Below are 15416 nucleotides of genomic sequence, written 5' to 3'. Positions count from 1 at the left end.
AATGAAAATAACAACAGATCTCAGGAAATATTCCGCACCAGCCCGTGGGTCTCTAGCATGGAAAAACATTTTCAAACGCCGTACTGCGGTAGAAAGAGTCAATGCATACCTTAAGGAATTCTTTCAACTGAACAATGTTCGATATCGTACCGGAAAACGCGCAAAAATTCATTTTGACATGGTGACACTTGTTTACAATGCATCCAAGTTGGCTGCAGACCGCATCGATGCTCAATTCATTCAGCAACAAGCTGCATGATTTCTGTTTTTTAAAATACATTTTAGGAATTCTGTAGGTCTTTGTATTTTTAAAAAGAGCAATTATGAAATTGATTCAACTGATAATAATAATAATAAATATTTCCTATCCTAAAATTACACCGGAACCGGCAGCTGCTGGTTCTGGTGTTTTTTTGATTTATAAAATATAATTAAATCAAGATGGAATATTTTGAATATACCAAAATTGGCCTTGGGTTCCTTGTTGTTGTTGTCTATACATGATAAGGTTTTCATATATAAAGGGGTGAGTGAAATGGCAGTAAATCGTGATGATGTAAAGAAGATGATCGAAGCATTGGGAGGCAAAGAGAACGTCAATGCTGCAACGCATTGTGTAACAAGGCTGCGGCTTGCGCTCGATGATGAGAGTAAAGTGGACAAGGAAAAACTGGACTCGATCGATCTTGTTAAAGGATCGTTTGCTGCTAACAACCAGTTCCAGGTTGTTATCGGCCAGGGAACAGTGGATGAGGCGTTCAAAATCTTTGAAGAGGAAACGGGTAAAGGCGGCGGTTCAAAAGATGAAGTGAAAGAAGCTGCTGCAACCAAGATGAATCCATTACAGCGGTTCATTAAAATGCTGGGAGATATATTCATTCCCATCTTACCGGCCATTGTAACGGCCGGTCTGCTGCTCGGTCTTAACAACCTGCTGACATTGGAGGGACTTTTTTGGGAATCTGATTCTGTGATTACCCGCTTCCCTGGTGTTGAAGGTATTGCGAGCATGATCAACTTCATTGCCGTGGCGCCGTTCATCTTCCTGCCTGTATTGATCGGCTGGTCGTCCATGAGGGTGTTCGGGGGCAATCCGCTGCTCGGTATCGCACTCGGTGTGGCATTGTGTCACCCAGATCTTGCCAGCCAGTACGGGCTGTTCGACAGTGAATCAGGAGAACTTGCAGATATTCCTACATGGAATGTGTTCGGTCTGGAAATCCAGCAGCTGAACTATCAGGGGCAGGTGCTGCCGGTGCTTGTCGCGACGTGGGTGCTTGCCAAAGTTGAGCAGTTCCTGAATAAGCGTGTACCAGATATGTTTAAACTGCTTGTCGTTGCTCCGGTCGCACTTGTCGTTGTCGGTATTCTTACTTATACAATAATCGGCCCGGTCACACTATGGGGCAGTACGCTTGTAACAGATGCAATCATCTGGCTGTTTGAAACAGCCGGCCTACTGGGCGGAGCAGTTTATGGTCTGTTCTATGCACCGCTCGTAATTACCGGCATGCACCATATGTTCCTGGCGGTGGATCTGCAGCTGATCGGTACGACAGGATCGACATTCTTATGGCCGATACTGGCGATTTCGAATATCGCGCAGGGTTCTGCAGCATTTGGCGCGTGGATGGTTTACCGCAGAAATAAAAAGAAAAAAGAAGAAGGTCTGGCAATGACGTCCGGAATTTCAGGCTGGCTCGGGGTCACTGAACCTGCGATGTTCGGTGTGAACCTGCCACTGAAATATCCATTTGTTGCGGCTATACTGACAACATCTGTTGTCGGCGGTCTTTTCGGGGCTAACATGCTGACAGCCTACAGTGTCGGTGTCGGCGGTGTGCCCGGAGTCATTTCGATTACAGAAGGATTCTGGCTGTTGTTCTCAATCGGCATGCTGATTGCCATCGTTGCACCGTTCCTGCTGACGTTGCTGTTCTCAAGGTTCGCCAAGGACAAGACTAAGGACATGGTGGATGTAGACTAAATTTAAAGGAGTTTTTAAAGTGGCTGTTTCAGATTGGAGAAAATCAGTGGTGTATCAGATCTATCCGAAATCATTCAATGATTCAACAGGTGATGGTACAGGCGATATCCAGGGTATTATTCAGAAATTGGACTATTTACAATTGCTCGGCGTGGATTATATATGGCTGACTCCGGTATATGAATCCCCGATGAATGACAATGGTTACGATATAAGCAATTATTATGAAATTAATCCGCAGTTCGGCACCAAAGAAGATTTGCAGGAGCTGCTTGATGAAGCCCATAAAAAAGATTTGAAAGTCATGATGGATCTGGCCTTCAACCACACTTCGACGAAACATCCATGGTTCGTGGAGTCCAGAAAATCAAGAGATAACCCGTACCGTGATTATTATATATGGAAAGACGGCACTTATGATACGCCGCCGACGAACTGGGAATCCAAATTCGGCGGCAATGCCTGGACTTATGATGATGATACGAACCAGTACTATTTAAGACTGTTTGATATCACCCAGGCGGATCTGAACTGGGAAAATGACAAGGTCCGTCATGAAATTTATGAAATGATCAATTACTGGATAGATTTTGGTATAGACGGTTTCAGGTTTGATGTTGTAAACCTGCTTTCTAAAGGCGCGTTCGAAAATTCGGACGGTCCGGGCAAAGAATTTTATACGGACGGTCCGCGAATTCATGAGTACATTCATGAGATGAACCAGGAAACTTTCGGTGGAAAAGAAGTGATGACTGTCGGGGAGATGTCATCGACGACAATCGACCACTGCATTAAATATACGAACCCAAAGAGGCAGGAATTAAACTCCGTCTTTAATTTCCATCATTTAAAAGTGGATTATCCGGATGGTGAGAAATGGACGAAAGCACCTTATGATTTTATTTTGCTTAAAGAGACTTTGATGAAGTGGCAGCTCGGTATTTATGACGGAGACGGCTGGAATGCGATATTCTGGTGCAACCATGATCAGCCGCGGGTCGTATCCCGGTTCGGCAAGGATGACACTGAAGAGAACCGTCTGAAAAGTGCAAAGATGCTTGCGATCTCCCTGCACGGCCTGCAGGGTACACCTTATATTTTTCAGGGGGAGGAATTCGGGATGACCAACCCCGGTTTTGACCGTATCGACCAGTACAGAGATGTTGAAAGTCTGAATGCCTATGACATGCTGAGAGATAAAGGGTTGAACTATAAGGAAGTCATTGAAATTTTAAAGGCGAAATCCCGTGATAACTCACGTACACCGATGCAATGGGATGACAGTAGAAACGGAGGGTTCACCGAAGGGGAACCGTGGATTGAAGTTGCGGAAAATTATTCTGATATCAATGCCAAAAAAGCGGTTGAAGATAATAATTCAGTATTTTATACTTATAAAAAGCTCATTGATTTGCGTCATAATATGGAAATATTGACAACTGGCGATATCAGGCCTTTATTGATGCAACATAAGAATTTGTTCGTCTATGAAAGAAACCTGAGTGGAGAATCACTTCTGGTGATTTCAAACTACAGTGCCAGGACGGTGCCTTATCCTGAAGATGTCAATGCAGACGGAGAAATTTTAATCTCAAACTATGATGACCTGATATCAGAACTGAGACCTTTTGAAACAATGATGATTTATAAAAAATAACTGTTACAATTGAAACAATGATTTAAAATTGAATTGACTAAGGTGACGCTATGAATTTAAATAAGTACAATCAAATTTATCAATCCTTATCGAGTGACATCGTAGAAGGTAAATATGAAGCAGGAGAGATTCTTCCTTCTGAACATAAGCTTCTGGAAAGTTTCGGCGTATCCCGGGAAACGGTGAGAAAAGCACTGAATCTCCTGCAGGAAAACGGCTATATTCAGAAAATGAAGGGCAAGGGATCCGTTATCATTTACAACCCTTCAATGAATCTGACGGTATCTCATTTAATTAGTTTCAAAGAAGTTCAGGAACAGCAAGAAAAAATCTACACTACAAAAGTCTACAGTTTAGAAAAAATCCCGGCAGAAGAATGTCCAAATGTTCAGGTGTCGTTGAACCTGAGTGACCAAACGCCGATATGGCAGCTGATCCGTCAAAGATTGTATGAAGATAAAACGCACATTATAGATACGGATTATTTCATGTATGATATGATGCCCGGGCTGACGGAAGAAATAGCCGCCGGCTCCATCTATGAATATATAGAAGAGAGATTGGGCCATAAAATCTCATATTCACAAAAGGAGATTACATTCAGCCCAATGACAGAATTGGATATAGAATTATTCGGGCCGGTTCAGCCGCCCTATACAGCAAAAGTTAAATCAGTCGTGCATTTGAGTGATGCCACGCCGTTCCAGTATAATGTGTCAAAACACCTGGCAAGCGAGTTTAAATTCGTGGACTTTTCAAGAAGGTTCACCGGAGAATAAAAAAATCCTTGCATCATAAATTCAATTTTGATATTATGTAAGATACCGTGCTAAGCGGGGAATTAGCGGTGCCCTGTACTTGCAAGCCGCTCCAGCAAGGCTGAATCCCGCTTCTGAGGGTATCAGTGTGAAGACTGCCTTAATCTCATCGGTGTTGAGACCCCGGTCCTATGCAATGGGACGTCATGAATCATGTCAGGTCCGGAAGGAAGCAGCATTAAGTGACCCATCCCATGTGCCGTAGGGCTGCCGGGGTTGAGCTGATGTTTTAAGTAACGTTTGTTCTGATTTCTCGAGGAAGCGGTGCACGGCTACATATTTGAGACCGTATCTATTTTATAGATACGGTCTTTTTTAATTCGTAATAGATATGCCATTAATGTTATAATAGTAGACGATATCAGAAAAAGTGGAGGTGCCGCTGAATGGAGTATCAAGCGTTATACCGTGCATTTCGGCCCCAGAGTTTTACGGACGTCGTCGGGCAGAAACATGTGACCAAGACATTAAAGAATGCCATCATCAGAAATAAGGAATCACATGCTTATTTATTCAGTGGTCCAAGAGGGACGGGTAAAACAAGTATCGCAAAAATCTTTGCGAAAGCTCTGAACTGCCAGTTTGGCCAGGACGGGGAACCGTGTAATGAATGTGATGTATGTATCAGCATTACAGACGGCAGTGCCAACGATGTAATCGAAATTGACGCCGCGAGTAATAACGGTGTCGATGAAATCAGAAGTCTCAGGGAGAAAGTGAAATATGCACCTTCTCTGACGCAGTATAAAGTTTATATCATAGACGAGGTCCATATGCTGACGACGGGCGCATTCAACGCTCTGCTCAAAACATTGGAAGAACCTCCGGAGCATGCGATATTCATCCTTGCCACCACAGAACCTCATAAAATACCGGCAACCATCATCTCGCGTTGTCAGCGTTTCGATTTCAAGGCGATTGAAAATAATGAAATCATTGAACGTCTGAAGTATGTTGCGGAGTCGGAATCGATCGAATATGACGCTGAGGCGCTGGATTATATCGCAAGAACGGCAGAAGGCGGTATGCGTGACGCCCTCAGTATCATGGATCAGGTGATCGCATACAGCAGTGACATCATTACACTTGATGATGCAGTGATGATCACAGGCGGCATCAAACAGGATGCGTTGAATGAGTGGCTGAAACTCATCGAAAATAAAGACTCCAGGGCAGCGTTCATTCAGTATCATCAATTCATCGATGAAGGCAAAGACCCGACCCGCCTCATACATGAGCTTGTTTATTATATCAGGGATATCATTCTGATGAAGCATGCGAATGATATGAATGAAGACATCGCATTTTACAATGTCGAAGACAAAGTACTATATGAAATGATTGATGTGTTGAATGATGCGATGGTCATGATGAGATTTTCCGTGAATACGGGTGTGCATCTGGAAGTCGTCATTGTGAAGCTGATTGAAGTGTTGTCAAAACACAATAATATAGTGGAAGCCCCTGAAGTGGATCTGTCGCATATCGAAGAGAAACTGGGTGAACTTGAACGCAGATTGGAAAACGCCCAGCTCGCACCGCAGTCGAACAACGATACGAGAAGACAACAGAGTAAACGTACAAGCGGCAAAGGATACTCCATCAGCCAGATTGAAAAAGTGCTGGATAAGGCGAACAAGGAAGACATAGTCAAACTGAAGGACGGCTGGCCGCAAGTGTATCAATATGTGGAAGAAAAGAATTTCCATGCCCTGAGGTCATTGATCAAAGACTCGGAACCGGTGGCGGCAAGCGACACACATGTGCTGATCAAGTTTGATAACGATGTACATTCAGAACTGATCAATAATGATGATAAGAAAAAAAGAGAGCTGGAAGCGGTCATCCCGACCATCATCGGCAAGGAAGTCCAGGTCGTCGGTGTGCCTCAATCAAGCTGGCAGCAGGTGAGGGCGGACTACATCAAAGAAAGAAAGTCAGGCAGGCAGCAGGAAGCAAAACCGGATGAAAAAAAACCGTCTGATGTCGCAAGGGAACTGTTTGACAGCAGCATAGTGGAAACTAGGGATTAATAAAGGTTTATAGTATAATGGTAATCGTATATAATGGATAAATGAAAATTAAATTTTTATGAAAATTAAATTTTTGGAGGAATTATAAATGCGCGGTGGAATGAATAACATGCAAGGCATGATGAAACAGATGCAGAAGATGCAGAAGAAGATGGAAGAAGAGCAGGAAAAGCTGAAAGAAGAAACAGTAGAAGGTTCAGCAGGCGGCGGCATGGTCAAAGTGACTGTATCCGGCCAGAAAGAAATCGTGGATGTTGAAATCAGTGAAGAAGTGGTAGATCCTGAAGATATTGAAATGCTGCAGGACCTGGTTGTTGCTGCGACAAACGAAGCGATGACCAAAGCAGATGAACTGATGAGTGACCGTTTAGGCAAACACACTAAAGGTTTAAACATTCCAGGAATGATGTAATATGCATTATCCTGAACCAATTTCAAAGCTCATTGACAGCTTCATGAAATTGCCGGGCATTGGGCCGAAAACAGCCCAGCGTCTGGCATTTTATGTTTTGAACATGAATGAAGAGGATGTCGTCGATTTTTCACGCAGCCTGATGGAAGTGAAGAGAGAACTGCAGTTCTGTTCAGTCTGCGGACATATTACCGATGTCGATCCGTGCTACATATGCATGGATAAATCAAGGGACAGAAGCGTCATCTGTGTCGTCCAGGATACAAAAGATGTCATAGCCATGGAGAAAATGCGCGAATACCAGGGGATGTACCATGTACTGCACGGTGCCATCAGCCCGATGGACGGCATCGGACCGGAAGACATCAACATCCCGCCACTGTTGGAACGTCTGAAAGACGAGGAAGTCCAGGAACTGATCCTTGCGACCAATCCAAACATCGAAGGCGAATCGACAGCGATGTATATATCGAGGCTCGTCAAACCCATCGGGTTGAAAACGACAAGACTCGCACACGGCCTGCCTGTTGGCGGGGATCTTGAGTATGCGGATGAAGTGACGTTGTCAAAAGCAATAGAATACCGTACGGAATTGTAGGGCTATTTATGGAAGGACTCCATCACATTTGATTGTGATGGAGTTTTTCTATTTATTTCATTCAACACGGCTTATTTTTAGAAACTTCCCCCCTTGACTCTGTTCACCATCTGTCTTATAATTAATCTCGAAAACGAATAGATTAAATTTAATATAATTAAATTTAAATTAATGAAGGGTGTGCATTGTCTTGGAAGAAAAGGATCCACGTATTAAAGCTTTTACGGTATTCATCAAATCTTCCCAGTCAGTTCAAAAGCTCATCAAACAGGATTTCTTGAAAAAGGAAATCAATTTGAATGAATATGCTGTGATGGAGCTGCTCTATCATAAAGGTGACCAGCCTATTCAGGCAATTGGCAGACGTATCTTGCTAGGGACCGGCAGTATCACATATGTAATCGACAAACTTGAGGACAAAGGTTTTTTGTACAGAAGACCGTGTCCAGAGGACAGACGGAAAATGTTTGCCTGCATAACGGAAGCGGGTAAGGAATATATGGACACCCGGGTGGTTGAGCAAGAAAGTCTTATAAATTCGATTTTTGATGAGTGGAATGACGACGAAGTTGAAGATGCGATTAACTTATTGAAACGTATTGGCACCCACGCAGAGAGACTATTGGAAAAGTAAAGTTTATATCTTTGGTATAAACTTATAATTAGAACTAATATCTCGAATTAGAGATAATTAAATATGGAGGATTTTTTATATGACTACAGAATTATTGGGAATTCATCACGTAACGGCAATGACGGATAATGCGATGAGAAACTATGATTTCATGACGGATGTGCTTGGCATGCGTCTCGTGAAGAAGACGGTCAACCAGGATGATATCCAGACATACCATACATTTTTTGCAGATGATGTCGGATCGCCGGGGACGGATATGACATTCTTTGATTTTCCGAACAACCCTAAAGGTATCCGCGGTACGAACTCGATTTCAAGAACCGGTCTCCGTGTACCGGACGATGCAGCTCTTGAATATTATCTGGAACGGTTTAAAGAATTTGGTGTTAAGAATGAAGGCATTAAAGAACTGTTCGGTAAAAAAGTACTGCCATTTGAAGAATCAGACGGGCAGAGATACCAGCTTTTCTCAGATGAAAACAATGAAGGCGTTGCACCTGGTACACCATGGAAGAATGGGCCGGTTCCGGAAGATAAGGCAATATACGGCCTTGGACCGATTGAAATTACAGTGAGCTATTATGATGACTTCAAACAAGTATTGACGTCCATATACGATATGAAGCCTGTAATTGAAGAAGATGATGTGACCGTCTTTGATGTTGGTGACGGCGGTAACGGCGGGCAGGTCATCCTGAGAAAGGATGAAACGAAGCAGGGACAGCAGGGCTACGGTGAAGTCCACCATGTCTCTTTCAGAGTGGCGGACCACAATGCAATCAAAGCATGGGAAGAGAAGTACAACGAGCTTGGTGTCGGTCATTCAGGAAATGTGGACAGGTTCTACTTCGAAGCTTTATATGCAAGAGTCGGTCATATTTTAATAGAACTCTCAACTGACGGACCGGGTTTCATGGGCGATGAGCCATATGAAACACTCGGGGAGAGTCTGGCGCTGCCGCCGATGCTTGAACCAAAACGTGAGCAGATCGAGGCCCAGGTACGTCACTTTGATACAACCAGATAAGATAAATAATAATATATAATAAATCGGGAGATGAAATTATGGAAGCTATTAAAAGGATTCACCATATTACCGCAATTGTAGGAGATCCGAATGAAAATCTGAGGTTTTACAGAGATGTATTGGGTCAAAGACTGATCAAGCAGACAGTGAACTTTGACGATAATGGTGTATATCACCTGTATTTTTCTGATGAAGACGTAACGCCGGGGACGGTCATCACATTCTTCCCCTGGACAAACGACAATGTCGGGCGGAAAGGCAGCGGCCAGGTAGGCAGAATTGCCTACAGGGTGCCTAAGGGCAGTATCGATTACTGGAAAAATCGTTTGGCTGATCACGGCATTGAAGTTAAAGAAACTGAATTTTTTGGAGCGAAGACTCTGGAGTTCAGTGATGTTCATGCCCTTGATCTTGCGATTGTGGAAGGAACGGAAACTGCTGACAGCAACGACATCCTTGGATTCCACGGTGCAGAATTATTATCCGGCAATCCGGATGGGACGAAAGAGCTGTTGACCGGCAAAATGGGCTTGAAAGAGATGGATATAGATGACGGTAATCAGCATTTTGAAACTGCAGGTCCGGAGAAACACCACATCATCACTTCACTGCCGCCGCAGCCGAGAGGCCGGTTCGGCATTGGGACGGTCCACCATATCGCCTGGTCTGTGCCGGACATGGATGTTCTGAAAGAATGGCAGACTGCTCTCACTGAGGATGGTTTTGGAGTGACGGAAGTCAGGGACAGAAATTATTTCAGATCGATCTATATTGGTGAAAAAGGGAATGTTGTCTTTGAGTTCGCAACAGATGGTCCCGGATTTGACGTCGATGAAGATAAATCAGAGCTGGGCACTTCATTGAAGCTTCCGAAACAGTATGAACATTTGAGACCGGAATATGAAAAGTCACTGCCCAAACTGGATATATAAGGAGCGGATATCATGCTCGAATTTTCCCCTGAACAGCTGACGGACAAAGAAAAGAAGAAGTTTTTGATCGGCTCGGTTATTCCGAGGCCGATTGCGCTGGTATCGACAATATCTGAAGACGGTATAGTGAATGTGGCACCTTTCAGCTATTTCAATATCGTCACCTACGATCCGCCAATGCTTTCTATAGCGGTGCAGCGTGCAAATGGTGAGAGCAAAGATACTGCGAGAAATGTATTGGAAAGCGGTGAAGCCGTGCTCCACATCGTCGATGTGGATAATGTCGAACAGGCGAATAACACTTCCGCGCCGCTGTCGAAAGATGAAAGTGAACTTGATATTTCAAGTTTTACTACAGTGGATTCCAAAGTTGTGAAAGTACCCGGTTTAAATGAAGCGAAGGTGAGATATGAAACAGAGCTTTACGAAAATGTGGTGGTATATAATGAAAAAAATATTCCCACGACAGATCTGCTGATGTTAAAGGTAAAACATTATCATATCGATGCGGCTATTTATCGCAATGGTTATATCGACCCTGTGAAACTTAAAGCGGTCAGCCGACTCGCTGGAAATGATTATGCCGATATCGGTGAAATTTTTACAGTGGAACGACCGGAATAATTAAAAAGTGAATGGAAAGTGAGCATGACCCATGAACTTTTTTCAAAAGCTATTTAACAGATCAAAGGAGAATGAAGAAAAGATGGAAAGTGTAAAATTAGCAGTTATATTCTACAGCATGGGTGGCACAAACTATGAAATGGCGAAATGGGCAAAAGAAGCAGGAGAAACTGCCGGCGCAGAAGTAAGGTTGTTGAAAGTCGAAGAACTGGCACCGCAGTCGGCAATTGATGGCAACGAAGGATGGAAAGCGACAGTGGATGCAACGAAGGATATTCCTGTAGCAACATCAGAAGACATTATATGGGCAGATTCAATCATATTCAGTACACCGACAAGATTCGGTAACGTCCCTTCTCAGATGAAACAGTTCATCGATACACAGGGTGGTATCTGGGCTGAAGGCAAGACAATCAACAAAGTTGTCAGTGCAATGTCCTCAGCTCAAAACCCTCATGGCGGCCAGGAAGCGACAATCCTTTCATTGTATACTTCAATGATGCACTGGGGTGCAATCATTGCATCACCGGGCTACACTGATTCAGTATTGTTCGGTGCAGGCGGCAACCCTTATGGTACAAGTGTGACTGTGGGGCAGGACGGAAAGATGGTCGAAAATGTTGAAGGCGCTGTGAAACATCAGGCGGCACGTACTGTTACAATAGCTGAGTGGGTCAAGAACGGTATGAGTAAATAAATGATAAAATTTGAAGCCTGGCTGAAATCAGTCAGGCTTTTTAATATGTAAGGGTACCTTTATCTGAAAATTTCATCTATCATAGAGTTATCAACACAGTTTACTATGACAGAAAGAAGTGTGGCCTTATGGATTTAATAATGATCATACTACCGGTCTTCCTTATTTTCGGGGTGGGTTATGTTTCGGATAAAATACTTAAATTTGATATTAAATCAATATCATCCATGTCTTTATACATATTACTTCCCATCCTTACATTCAATACCTTCTATAGGAATGAACTGACAATTGATTATTTATATGTATTTCTTTTTACGTTTTTACTGACGGGGATTTTGCTTGTAATAACCGTCATCTGGGGATATTTCATCAAATCTTCGAAAGAGGATATTTCAGCGATATTACTTGGGACTTTATTTCCGAACAGTGGTAATTACGGGACGCCGGTGGCACTGTTTGCCCTGGGTGCCACTGCATTCGATTATGCAATTGTCCTGATGGTGCTGCACGGATTTGTCATCAGTACGGTGGGGATTTTTATCGCATCTTTCGGCAGCGGGGCGATGATCACTGTAAAAGAAGCGGTTATAAACATATTTAAAATACCCGTCATTCACGGAGCGGTTGTCGGCGTTATTTTCCAGATGGCAAATATCAGGCTGGATGAAGGCATCATGGATATTGTGGAGATGACAGGAAATGCTGCCATTCCTGTAGTGATGCTGATTTTAGGCATGCAGCTCGCACGTATCACAAAAGAAAGTTTTGATATTAAAGATGTGACTGCGGTCGTATCCATCCGCATGGTTTTGTCGCCGATCATTGCAGCTTTACTGGTCATGATCATGCCTGTCGATGATACGATGAAAATGGTATTCATACTTCTGAATGCAATGCCGGTGGCCGCGAACTCCACGATGCTTGCAGTTCAGTTTAATGTAAAACCGAATGTGGTTTCATTTTCAACATTGGTCACGACACTGATCAGTATTTTGACGATACCGGTATGTCTGTACCTGATCGGCATATAATTGGATGAAAAAATATCTCTATGGCCGAAAAAGACCATAGAGATATTTTTAAAATACATGACTATCTGTTCAGCTGTAAATGCTCGCTCATTTTGACTTTGCCTGCTGAAGCGGTGATATCGACGGCGTCTCCTTCTTCCAGCAAAGGCAGTCCGTTCAAGCTGTAATGTCCCCCTGCATCTGCCGTTGTCGTAAATGTTCTGCCATCCGGGTAAATGACTTCAATTTGCGCATTTGGCAATGTACTGCCGAATACGGATGTATATTCAGAAGAGACGATGTTCGATTCCAGATACACTTCATCCAGTACGATATTCTCTTTCTCTCCGGCGGCATCCGAATCCACTCTGGCCTGGGCCGGGGCAACGTCAGCACTGCTTACAAAAACGGAACAGACAAACATCAGACTGACAATTTTGGTGAAGAAACCATTTATGCTGCTGTCATCCTGGGCATTCCGATTATTCATTGGGCCCACACTCCTCGTTCAGATTAATCTTAAAGATAAAACGTTTTGATGTGAGAATCAATCGATAACCGGCTCTGTAATCTTATTATATTATTTCTGTAATATAACTGACACCGTTTGTTCAATATCGAGTGTATACAGATGCGTCACCGCACCCTGACAGGCGGCCCCTTTCTGAGCTGGAATGATTTTTATTTTACTTATATCTTGGTTTATCTTTCAGCATGAATGTCAGAATAAAACCGGCAAAAGCAAGGATGGCCATTACGACAAGAGCGTAGGTCGTGCCCCAATATGTGGAGACGGACTCCGGTGCATCCATGGTACCGACTGTAATACTGATGATTGAAGTAAGAACGATAATGCCAAATGTCATGGCAAACTGCCTGATGGTATTGTTGATCGCCGAACCGTGCGGAATCTCTTCATCATCCAGTTCGGACATGCTTATCGTCACTAGCGGCATGAGTGTCAGACCGAAACCGAACATGAAGATGCAGAAATACCCCATTATGAAATATGGTGAGCTGTCAATGCCGACCGTGTTCAGCAAAATAAGGGACAGCGTCGTCATGGCGAACCCGGTGATTGCGATCGTCCTTCCGCCATACCGGTCGTATAATGAACCGGAGACAAAAGTGATGATGGAGAGCAATATGGTCCCTGGAACTAATAAAAATCCGGATAGGAATGCACTCGTGCCGAGTACGGTTTGTGAAAACATCGGAAGTATCGTTTCTGTAGACAAGAGCAGCATCATATTGATGAAGATGAGTATCAGTGCAAGTGTGAAGGTTTTATTCCTGAACAGATTCAAATTCAGTATGGGTGACGGGAGTTTGAACTGTCTTGTGACAAAGAACCACAGCAGGAATATGCCGATGAAGAGGGGTGCAAGGACCATTACATCTAAAAACCCATAGACACTGACATTACTTAATCCGAATATGAATAAAGAAAATCCGACCGCCGATAATATGATGGAAGTCATATCAAGGCTGACTTCACTTCTCCTCAATACATTTTTCATCAGGAAGATTGCGAGTATCAAAGTAATGACGACGAGCGGCAGAAGCACCCAGTGCAGTGAACGCCAGTCGAGTATGTCGATGATGACACCGGAAATCGACGGTGCCGAAGCGGGGGCGACGTTCGTGACGGCGCCGAGCATACCCATGGCAAACCCCCGGCGGTGATATGGAAATACGATCAATAGTATCGTCTGGACAAGCGGCAGAATGATACCCGCGCCGATTGCCTGAATGACCCTTGAAAGAATCAGTACGCCAAAGTTCGGCGACCATCCGCCGATGATTGTTCCGATCAGCATACAGGACATGGCGAAGACGACAAGTGCTTTAGAAGAAAATGTCGTTGATAAATAGCCGGACATCGGTATAAAGATAATACTTGTTAATAAGAATGATGTCGTCAGCCACTGAACCTGCGTGGCGTTGATGTCGAACTCCGCCATTATGGTAGGGAAGGCAGTGATCAGTAGAAACTGGCTGAAAGTAAATAAAAAGGCCGCAGCCATAATGACTGTGACTACTCCTTTTGACTGTACTTTATCTTCTACCATATCCATCGCCCCCTTTCATCTTAGTTGACAACTATATTGTTTCATACTGTAAAACCCCGGTCAACATTGTCATGACGGGGATTTGCCGGCATGTGGAGCGGTCTGGAAGAAACATCTCTACTATATAAAGGCCGGTGATGAACATATGAGGATGATAATTCTGAAAACCGTTTATTATAGAAGAGATAATAAATATCAAGCTTTTTAAAGGTTTAGGCTTGATTTTTAAAATAATACTGGTATAGTAAGAAGTCTAGTTCAAATCTTGGTGAAAAAAGATGAGGACTGGTAATGGTGAAATACCAACGGACAATCAGGTGTTATTAAATAGTTTCTTCCTATAGTATAGCTTTTGATAAAGAGTGGTCATCTATATGTGGAGCAAAGAAAAAGAATTTTAAAAGAATTTAATAAAACACTTGCATTATTTTTTGGAATCCTGTATAGTTATTTCTTGTCGGGTCAAAACGAAACAACAGATTGAACCGGCAGCTGCAACAACTTACAAAACACACTTGAAGTTAATGCTTGCATTCGATAAGCTGGTGTGTTATGATAGTAAAGCAGTCAAAAACGAGAACATTGAAAACTGAATGACAATATGTCAACGTTTAATTCCGATAAACGTTCCTATTATATGGGAACGCGAAGTTGAGGCGAACAACACAACACGCAACCAAGATACTGTCAGCAGTATCGACCGAGCTCAGAAGAGCTTTCCATTTATGGAGAGTTTGATCCTGGCTCAGGATGAACGCTGGCGGCGTGCCTAATACATGCAAGTCGAGCGCGAGATTGGGGAGCTTGCTCCCCATGATCGAGCGGCGGACGGGTGAGTAACACGTAGGCAACCTACCCATCAGACTGGGATAACCGCGGGAAACCGTGGCTAATACCGGATGACCCTTT

General features: G+C 43.5%; 15 protein-coding genes, 1 rRNA gene and 1 other RNA gene. 15 read left to right on the top strand and 2 right to left on the bottom strand.

The window, feature by feature from the left end:
• From BLR15_RS12855 to BLR15_RS12790, 14 genes are all read left to right on the top strand, one after another.
• On the top strand, nucleotides 1-259 hold a 259-nt coding region (locus tag BLR15_RS12855; RefSeq protein ID WP_143003951.1), incomplete at its 5' end, for a transposase.
• Nucleotides 260-535: 276 nt separating this feature from the next.
• Complete coding sequence (treP, locus tag BLR15_RS12850) at nucleotides 536-1987, top strand: PTS system trehalose-specific EIIBC component (RefSeq protein WP_092988137.1); 1452 nt, start codon at nucleotides 536-538, stop codon at nucleotides 1985-1987.
• 19 nt (nucleotides 1988-2006) lie between these two features.
• On the top strand, nucleotides 2007-3644 hold the full coding sequence (gene treC / locus BLR15_RS12845) for an alpha,alpha-phosphotrehalase (protein ID WP_092988135.1): 1638 nt from the start codon (nucleotides 2007-2009) through the stop codon (nucleotides 3642-3644).
• Nucleotides 3645-3694: 50 nt separating this feature from the next.
• The gene (treR, locus tag BLR15_RS12840; protein WP_092988133.1) at nucleotides 3695-4423 is read left to right on the top strand and encodes a trehalose operon repressor; all 729 of its coding nucleotides are present in this window, start codon (nucleotides 3695-3697) and stop codon (nucleotides 4421-4423) included.
• A gap of 45 nt (nucleotides 4424-4468) precedes the next feature.
• Nucleotides 4469-4734: signal recognition particle sRNA large type (gene ffs / locus BLR15_RS12835), an RNA gene on the top strand.
• Between the two features lie 114 nt (nucleotides 4735-4848).
• Nucleotides 4849-6495 carry a DNA polymerase III subunit gamma/tau gene (dnaX, locus tag BLR15_RS12830; protein WP_092988130.1) on the top strand — a complete coding sequence of 549 codons (1647 nt, stop codon included), beginning with the start codon at nucleotides 4849-4851 and terminating at the stop codon, nucleotides 6493-6495.
• Nucleotides 6496-6583: 88 nt separating this feature from the next.
• Complete coding sequence (locus tag BLR15_RS12825; RefSeq protein ID WP_092988128.1) at nucleotides 6584-6907, top strand: YbaB/EbfC family nucleoid-associated protein; 324 nt, start codon at nucleotides 6584-6586, stop codon at nucleotides 6905-6907.
• A 1-nt stretch (nucleotide 6908) separates the two neighbouring features.
• Nucleotides 6909-7505: a recombination mediator RecR gene (recR, locus tag BLR15_RS12820; RefSeq protein WP_092988126.1), complete on the top strand. Its 597-nt coding sequence runs from the start codon at nucleotides 6909-6911 to the stop codon at nucleotides 7503-7505.
• A gap of 190 nt (nucleotides 7506-7695) precedes the next feature.
• Nucleotides 7696-8139 (top strand): MarR family winged helix-turn-helix transcriptional regulator, encoded by a 444-nt coding sequence (locus BLR15_RS12815; protein WP_092988124.1) that lies wholly within the window; start codon nucleotides 7696-7698, stop codon nucleotides 8137-8139.
• Nucleotides 8140-8218: 79 nt separating this feature from the next.
• Nucleotides 8219-9169 carry a ring-cleaving dioxygenase gene (locus BLR15_RS12810; RefSeq protein ID WP_092988122.1) on the top strand — a complete coding sequence of 317 codons (951 nt, stop codon included), beginning with the start codon at nucleotides 8219-8221 and terminating at the stop codon, nucleotides 9167-9169.
• A 38-nt stretch (nucleotides 9170-9207) separates the two neighbouring features.
• Nucleotides 9208-10101 (top strand): VOC family protein, encoded by an 894-nt coding sequence (locus tag BLR15_RS12805; RefSeq protein ID WP_092988120.1) that lies wholly within the window; start codon nucleotides 9208-9210, stop codon nucleotides 10099-10101.
• Between the two features lie 12 nt (nucleotides 10102-10113).
• Entirely contained in the window at nucleotides 10114-10725 is a 612-nt protein-coding gene (locus tag BLR15_RS12800; RefSeq protein ID WP_092988118.1) for a flavin reductase family protein, read from the top strand.
• Nucleotides 10726-10807: 82 nt separating this feature from the next.
• Nucleotides 10808-11422 carry an NAD(P)H:quinone oxidoreductase type IV gene (gene wrbA, locus BLR15_RS12795; RefSeq protein WP_092988116.1) on the top strand — a complete coding sequence of 205 codons (615 nt, stop codon included), beginning with the start codon at nucleotides 10808-10810 and terminating at the stop codon, nucleotides 11420-11422.
• Nucleotides 11423-11550: 128 nt separating this feature from the next.
• Nucleotides 11551-12456, top strand: a complete 906-nt coding sequence (locus BLR15_RS12790; protein ID WP_092988114.1) for an AEC family transporter — start codon at nucleotides 11551-11553, stop codon at nucleotides 12454-12456.
• A gap of 61 nt (nucleotides 12457-12517) precedes the next feature.
• Here the strand turns inward: BLR15_RS12790 and BLR15_RS12785 are convergent, their stop codons facing one another.
• Together BLR15_RS12785 and BLR15_RS12780 are read right to left on the bottom strand one after the other, a co-directional pair.
• Nucleotides 12518-12925 carry an Ig-like domain-containing protein gene (locus tag BLR15_RS12785; protein WP_092988112.1) on the bottom strand — a complete coding sequence of 136 codons (408 nt, stop codon included), beginning with the start codon at nucleotides 12923-12925 and terminating at the stop codon, nucleotides 12518-12520.
• 196 nt (nucleotides 12926-13121) lie between these two features.
• Nucleotides 13122-14507 carry a DHA2 family efflux MFS transporter permease subunit gene (locus tag BLR15_RS12780; protein ID WP_092988110.1) on the bottom strand — a complete coding sequence of 462 codons (1386 nt, stop codon included), beginning with the start codon at nucleotides 14505-14507 and terminating at the stop codon, nucleotides 13122-13124.
• Nucleotides 14508-15229: 722 nt separating this feature from the next.
• On the opposite strand from BLR15_RS12780, the gene BLR15_RS12775 reads away from it, so the two are divergent.
• Nucleotides 15230-15416 (top strand): 16S ribosomal RNA (locus BLR15_RS12775); the annotation flags it as partial.

The organism is Lacicoccus qingdaonensis (assembly GCF_900101075.1).
In the GTDB taxonomy this organism is placed as follows: domain Bacteria; phylum Bacillota; class Bacilli; order Staphylococcales; family Salinicoccaceae; genus Lacicoccus; species Lacicoccus qingdaonensis.
This window is presented reverse-complemented; position numbering and strand designations above follow the sequence as displayed.

Bases quoted from the DNA above. Each gene is read 5' to 3' on its own strand.
- BLR15_RS12825 (WP_092988128.1), top strand. From the start codon at position 6,584: ATGCGCGGTGGAATGAATAACATGCAAGGCATGATGAAACAGATGCAG.
- dnaX (WP_092988130.1), top strand. From the start codon at position 4,849: ATGGAGTATCAAGCGTTATACCGTGCATTTCGGCCCCAGAGTTTTACG.
- BLR15_RS12785 (WP_092988112.1), bottom strand. From the start codon at position 12,925: ATGAATAATCGGAATGCCCAGGATGACAGCAGCATAAATGGTTTCTTC.
- BLR15_RS12790 (WP_092988114.1), top strand. From the start codon at position 11,551: ATGGATTTAATAATGATCATACTACCGGTCTTCCTTATTTTCGGGGTG.
- treP (WP_092988137.1), top strand. From the start codon at position 536: ATGGCAGTAAATCGTGATGATGTAAAGAAGATGATCGAAGCATTGGGA.
- BLR15_RS12810 (WP_092988122.1), top strand. From the start codon at position 8,219: ATGACTACAGAATTATTGGGAATTCATCACGTAACGGCAATGACGGAT.
- BLR15_RS12780 (WP_092988110.1), bottom strand. From the start codon at position 14,507: ATGGTAGAAGATAAAGTACAGTCAAAAGGAGTAGTCACAGTCATTATG.
- treR (WP_092988133.1), top strand. From the start codon at position 3,695: ATGAATTTAAATAAGTACAATCAAATTTATCAATCCTTATCGAGTGAC.
- recR (WP_092988126.1), top strand. From the start codon at position 6,909: ATGCATTATCCTGAACCAATTTCAAAGCTCATTGACAGCTTCATGAAA.
- wrbA (WP_092988116.1), top strand. From the start codon at position 10,808: ATGGAAAGTGTAAAATTAGCAGTTATATTCTACAGCATGGGTGGCACA.
- BLR15_RS12800 (WP_092988118.1), top strand. From the start codon at position 10,114: ATGCTCGAATTTTCCCCTGAACAGCTGACGGACAAAGAAAAGAAGAAG.
- BLR15_RS12805 (WP_092988120.1), top strand. From the start codon at position 9,208: ATGGAAGCTATTAAAAGGATTCACCATATTACCGCAATTGTAGGAGAT.